The sequence below is a fragment of the Phocaeicola coprophilus DSM 18228 = JCM 13818 genome (assembly GCF_000157915.1).
GTDB classification, from domain to species: domain Bacteria; phylum Bacteroidota; class Bacteroidia; order Bacteroidales; family Bacteroidaceae; genus Phocaeicola; species Phocaeicola coprophilus.
On record NZ_EQ973644.1, the window covers coordinates 1 to 4,686 of the forward strand.

Annotated in this window: 5 protein-coding genes and 1 pseudogene; 3 read left to right on the top strand and 3 right to left on the bottom strand. The window is 39.0% G+C overall.

All coding sequences use genetic code 11. The features are described from left to right. Nucleotides 1-163: 163 nt before the first annotated feature. Nucleotides 164-703 carry a GNAT family N-acetyltransferase gene (locus BACCOPRO_RS11165; RefSeq protein ID WP_008143706.1) on the bottom strand — a complete coding sequence of 180 codons (540 nt, stop codon included), beginning with the start codon at nucleotides 701-703 and terminating at the stop codon, nucleotides 164-166. A gap of 168 nt (nucleotides 704-871) precedes the next feature. Further along, the gene (locus BACCOPRO_RS11170; RefSeq protein ID WP_008143708.1) at nucleotides 872-1,426 is read right to left on the bottom strand and encodes a GNAT family N-acetyltransferase; all 555 of its coding nucleotides are present in this window, start codon (nucleotides 1,424-1,426) and stop codon (nucleotides 872-874) included. 146 nt (nucleotides 1,427-1,572) lie between these two features. Between BACCOPRO_RS11170 and BACCOPRO_RS11175 the strand changes: the two genes are divergently transcribed. Next, nucleotides 1,573-2,055 (top strand): GNAT family N-acetyltransferase, encoded by a 483-nt coding sequence (locus tag BACCOPRO_RS11175; protein ID WP_050765346.1) that lies wholly within the window; start codon nucleotides 1,573-1,575, stop codon nucleotides 2,053-2,055. An 84-nt stretch (nucleotides 2,056-2,139) separates the two neighbouring features. Here BACCOPRO_RS11175 and BACCOPRO_RS18510 read toward each other — a convergent pair whose 3' ends face one another. Further along, on the bottom strand, nucleotides 2,140-3,003 hold the full coding sequence (locus BACCOPRO_RS18510) for a helix-hairpin-helix domain-containing protein (protein ID WP_008143712.1): 864 nt from the start codon (nucleotides 3,001-3,003) through the stop codon (nucleotides 2,140-2,142). A 481-nt stretch (nucleotides 3,004-3,484) separates the two neighbouring features. Between BACCOPRO_RS18510 and BACCOPRO_RS17835 the strand changes: the two genes are divergently transcribed. Both BACCOPRO_RS17835 and BACCOPRO_RS17840 read left to right on the top strand, forming a co-directional pair. Beyond that, the gene (locus BACCOPRO_RS17835; RefSeq protein ID WP_054861759.1) at nucleotides 3,485-3,988 is read left to right on the top strand and encodes a hypothetical protein; all 504 of its coding nucleotides are present in this window, start codon (nucleotides 3,485-3,487) and stop codon (nucleotides 3,986-3,988) included. After that, a pseudogene (locus tag BACCOPRO_RS17840) lies at nucleotides 3,973-4,686 on the top strand (hypothetical protein); the annotation flags it as partial. The gene BACCOPRO_RS17835 and the pseudogene BACCOPRO_RS17840, both read left to right, overlap by 16 nt.

The window sequence follows — 4,686 nt, forward strand, 5'->3', positions numbered from 1 at the left end:
AAGCGAAAGGAGAATTGCATTTCTCAGTGGAAAGCGACGGGCTGGGTACAGCAGAGATGGTATTCCAGATCGAAAAAGGCAAAATCAGACAATATCAATATATTCCATAATCAGAGGCCGGCAAAGAAAGAAGGAGGCTGATGTTCACCATGCAACGGCTATTTTATCCGGTTACAGTATTCTCCGGACAGGGAACGCTCATAATAGCCTTTTCTTCAATAAGTTCTTTTACCATAATAAATTCTTCGTCTGTCTCCATTATTGTTTTAAAACCCTGTTTAAGGTACATATTGACTGCATAGTTTGCCTTCTGTACAGAAAGCGAAACATATTTATAGCCTTTACTGCCAAGTAATTTCATTATCTCCTGCATTAAACGGCTACCAATACCTCTGCTCCTGTATTCCTTATATAAGGAGATGGAAAGAGAAGGAGTTTCATCATCTACATGACCGTAATCATTCATGATGCGTACCCACACAGCTCCTATAACCTTACCATCTGTTTCGGCAACCAGACAATAATCATCTTTTTCCTTACCGAAATGCTCAATATAGACTTTCAATTCCGGCAAATCAACAACATCCTTCGATGGTGGCTCTATGCCTTCTGGAATATAGATTGCTTCATAAAGAAAATCTCTTAACAAATGATTCTCCCTAGCTTGCAAAGGGCGTATTATATAATTAGTTAATTCATTCATTTTTGTTCACATTTTCTTTTCAGATCTACTATATGCCGTTTCTGTTATCCCTCTTAACATGACACTCATCAGAAATTTATATCACTTCGCCATCATAACAGCCAGAAGTAACTGAATACCAAACAGATACTAAATCAGACTGAATAAATGATTTTATCCTTGTTCTTATCATGGAACACCTTTATATTTTACCATTTTTTCCCAATCCTCTTTGGTAAGCAAAGTAAAATGTTCCGTACGGATATCTCCTAACGGAGAAGTCTTTCCTCTTTCTGTATGATGAAACCGAAAACCACATTTGTCCATCACTCTGCGGGATTTAATATTTCCGTCATAATATCCGCACCACACTCTTTTGATGTTCAGTTCATTAAAACAACGTAAGAGAAGGCATCCAACTGCTTCCGGTATAAGTCCCTGTCCCCAGTAAGGCATACCAATCCAATAACCAATTTCGGCATCACCCTCCTGCATGTCTGCACTATGTACACCGTCACCGAACATAATGCCTACACTACCAATAGGTTCATTGGTTTCCTTTAAAACCACGGCATAAGTCTCCGGGGCAGAAAGTATATCCCTTATTACTTCTCTGCTATTTTCAATGGATGTATGTGGCGGCCATCCTGCTATCGGTCCTATGTTCGGATTTTGTGCATATTTGTAGAGTGATGCAGCATCTTCTTCCGTCCACGGACGAAGTATAAGTCTTTCGGTTTTCATAAATCACTCATTTAGTTTCTTTAGAATAAATGTTCGGCTCTAATTTAATATTATATTATGAAATAGACAATTCTCAAGAAAAAATCTCTATTTTCATATCCTTTTATTATTCTGACGATTATCTTTGTTTTATGAATTGTAATAATATGAGGATAGATAAGATACAGACAAATAAAAAAGAATATTTGGATATGCTGTTGCTGGCAGATGAACAGGAATCAATGATTGACAAGTATTTGGAAAAAGGTGAGATGTTTGTGATGTTCAACGCTGTAAACGAGGCTGTCTGTTCGGCAGTTGTTACAGATGAAGGTTGTGACATATGCGAACTTAAAAATCTGGCAGTAACACCGCAATATCAAAGGAGAGGTTATGGGAAAAGAATGATAAATTATTTATGCAATCACTATGCAGATAAATTTAGATATATGACTGTAGGCACAGGAGATAGTGTAAAGACTGTTTCTTTCTATGAGTCTTGTGGCTTCAGCTATTCACATTCCATTCCTGATTTTTTTACTCACAGCTATGACCATCTTATCATAGAAGAAGGTAAAATATTAAAAGATATGCTTTACTTTAAAAAAGCATTGTTTTCAATTTCCCCAGATATTGAAATGCAGAAATAAAAAATGATTACTTCAAAAGATGATTTCATCTTTTGGCACAGAAATTAAAAATTCGCTATCAACTCATTTTTAATTCGGGATAAGTTATTTGACAAATTCCGAAAGGTTATCAATCATCTGTTTCAGATTGGCTTCATTTTCCTCATCTGATATAGTAGGGTCTTTCATGAAGCGGGCACATGGTAAATCCGGACAACTTCCGCAGTTTTCCCGATTATGTTCACTACAGCATTTCCAGATAGGGCATACCGTATCACCTGTGTACTGAGTCCAAAACACCCTGCCTTTAATATTTCTGCATCCTTTACATTCTTTTGGAAAAGACGGACAAATTACACATCTGGCTCCACATGGCGAAGGATAAAAATAATCATCTTTCCAGTACCACCATTTACACTTATCCATATCCGGATTCTCAGAGTTAATATAATATTCCAGTGCACGGTACAGATAGAGCTGACAACGATCTATAGAACACCCCCGTAAATCACACTCTTTCTGATATAATTCATCAGCCTTCACTCCTTTAAGAGAGTCGATAGAAGTATATCCCATGGCCAGCAAATCCTGCTCAGTCTGCACTCCTACATTAGGAAGTTTACGAAAAGGATGTATTGTTTTCTTTGATGCAATTGAAGATTGTTTTTCTTTGGGATATGGCAAATATTTCCATAATCTACTTACTACCTCCTGTAAAGCCGTCTTATGCTCTACATCCAAGATGTAATGTTCCTTCGCTCCCTCATAAGGAGTTCCATTTTCTGCATCTTGCATCATATCGGAAATACCGGGATGTTTCTTTATATATGCTATATCATCACATACTAAGATTATCGGCTTTTCATTGAGATAAACCATATAATCACCAAACATCTTCCGGTAACGTACACATCCTAAGTCCTCAAGCTGGGAACAGATAAATTCTATAAATTCAATATTACTTGCCATATAGTTGTTTTAATCTGTAAGTTATCAGCGGGTTATACGCCTCTATTAATTCATTCCATGTTGAATCTGAAGATAATCAATTTCTTGAATTCATTACTTCCTGTATTTAATAATAATAGATGTATAAGATACCCCACGAATAAATTAAATTTTCAAGTCAGCCAAAAATAGCCAAATACTTCTTATTATGCAAGGGCATTCCGCAAAATCGTAAGATAATGCAAGCAAATTGGAAGTTATATACAATTTTTCCAGCATAAAAAGCCCTACTTTTGCATACATCATTCAGATTATTCTGTAAGTTGTAAATTGGATTATTATTCATTAACTTGTTAAACCTTTTATATGAAAATGAACAGAAAGATTTCAATACTGGGTTTTGGAGTGCTATGCTCCATGGTTTCTCTTCAGGCAAACGCCGGTAATGAAAAAGAGGCAGAGCTCAGAATCGTACAAAAAAAACATTCTGGAAGATCCTTTAATGGATCAGGTACATCGCATGGCATACAAAACCGTGTCCACAGGACTGAATGCAGGTGACGGATATGGAGAAGTATGGATCAGAGATTTCAATACCTTCATTCAAGTGGCTATGGATGTGATGCCAGACAAGAACGTACAGGACTGTCTGAATACCTTCTTCCATTTCCAGGGGGCCGAAGGAGACATCGTTGACGGATATATTGATATCAGGAAAGCCGATTTAAATAATGTCGGAGGATATAAATACAGACTGTCAAAAACATGTCCCCAGTTTGCCGCACACAAAAATACCGTGGAAACAGACCATGAGACTTCACTCATTCAGGCCGTATACCAGTATATCCGGAAAAGCGGAAATACGGATTATCTGAAATCGGTGGTAGCCGGCAAGACTGTGGAAGAAAGAATGGAATGGGCATTAAGATACCTGATGGAACATAAGTATAACCAGGAATACGGCCTGATCACAGGAGCAACAACAGCCGCATGCTTGAGAATGTGAGAAAAGCCGGAGCCCAGACCATCGGACTGACCATGTATCCGACCTATCCGGCCGGTTTCTTCAAGGGAGTAGGCATGTATCCGTACGGATATCAGAACGGCGGTGACTGGACCTGGTTCGGAGCGCGCATGATATGGGGACTGGCAGAAAACGGATTTATCAAAGAGGCTTATGAGGAACTTCGTCCGATGCTAGCCAGAGTGGTCAGAAATAAAGGATTTAATGAATGGTATACCCAGTCGGGCGAGCCCAAAGGTTCCGGAACATTCCGTGGTGAAGCCGGGGTGCTTGTCAGAGCCATCGAACAGCTTCGCAGCTGGGCTGAGAACTATCAGGAAGTTCCTCTGGAAGAAGCCCGGAAAGGAATGGTAATATTTACCTTTGGACAATCCAATTCAGCCAATCATGGATGGGGGAATTATACTCCCAAGCATAAAGTGTATAATTATTTTGAAGGAAAACTTTATCCGTCGGCAGATCCTCTGATCGGTGCAACAGGCAACGGAGGCAGTGTCTGGAACAGACTCGCCGACAAGCTCATTGAAGACGGATGTACCGGTCAGGTGACAATCATTCCCATCGGTGTAGGAGGTGTAGAAATCTCTGCCTGGGCTAAAGGAGGTCCTCTTCATAACAGACTGATTGAAACGGTTGAACAGCTGAAAGAACAACATATCACTCCTGATTGCATTTTATGG

What these genes read in the sequence shown, in the direction of transcription:
- BACCOPRO_RS11165 (WP_008143706.1), bottom strand. Translation starts at nt 703, where the DNA reads ATGAATGAATTAACTAATTATATAATACGCCCTTTGCAAGCTAGGGAG.
- BACCOPRO_RS11170 (WP_008143708.1), bottom strand. Translation starts at nt 1,426, where the DNA reads ATGAAAACCGAAAGACTTATACTTCGTCCGTGGACGGAAGAAGATGCT.
- BACCOPRO_RS11175 (WP_050765346.1), top strand. Translation starts at nt 1,573, where the DNA reads ATGAGGATAGATAAGATACAGACAAATAAAAAAGAATATTTGGATATG.
- BACCOPRO_RS18510 (WP_008143712.1), bottom strand. Translation starts at nt 3,003, where the DNA reads ATGGCAAGTAATATTGAATTTATAGAATTTATCTGTTCCCAGCTTGAG.
- BACCOPRO_RS17835 (WP_054861759.1), top strand. Translation starts at nt 3,485, where the DNA reads ATGGATCAGGTACATCGCATGGCATACAAAACCGTGTCCACAGGACTG.